The sequence below is a fragment of the Pseudomonas sp. MWU13-3659 genome (genome assembly GCF_023757525.1).
Taxonomy (GTDB): domain Bacteria; phylum Pseudomonadota; class Gammaproteobacteria; order Pseudomonadales; family Pseudomonadaceae; genus Aquipseudomonas; species Aquipseudomonas entomophila_E.
Genome location: NZ_JAMSHW010000120.1, coordinates 1 through 367 on the forward strand (window position 1 = coordinate 1; position 367 = coordinate 367).

Here is a 367-nt window from a genome sequence, read left to right on the forward strand (position 1 = left end):
TTCGTAGGCCCGGCTCTGCACCGCCTCCGGCACCGGCAGCGCCTTGCGGTCGAGCTTGCCGTTGGGGCTCAGCGGCAACGCTTCCAGGTGGATGAACTGCGCCGGCACCATGAACTCCGGCAACCGCGCCAGCAGCGCCGCGCGCAGTACCTCTGTGGGTTGCGGGGTACCGGTGCAGTACGCCACCAGGCGCTGCTCGCGGGCCAGCACCACCGCCTCCTTGACCCCCTCGATTGCGGTCAGGCAAGCCTGGATCTCACCCAGTTCGATACGCAGGCCACGCAGCTTGACCTGGTCATCGTTGCGCCCCAGGTACTCCAGGTTGCCGTCGGCCAGGTGCCGCGCCAGGTCGCCGGTGCGGTACAGC

General features: G+C 69.2%; 1 protein-coding gene. It reads right to left on the reverse strand.

The genetic code is table 11. From position 1 onward, the window contains the following. On the reverse strand, positions 1-367 hold a 367-nt coding region (locus NGM28_RS28585), incomplete at both ends, for an AMP-binding enzyme (protein ID WP_252092563.1).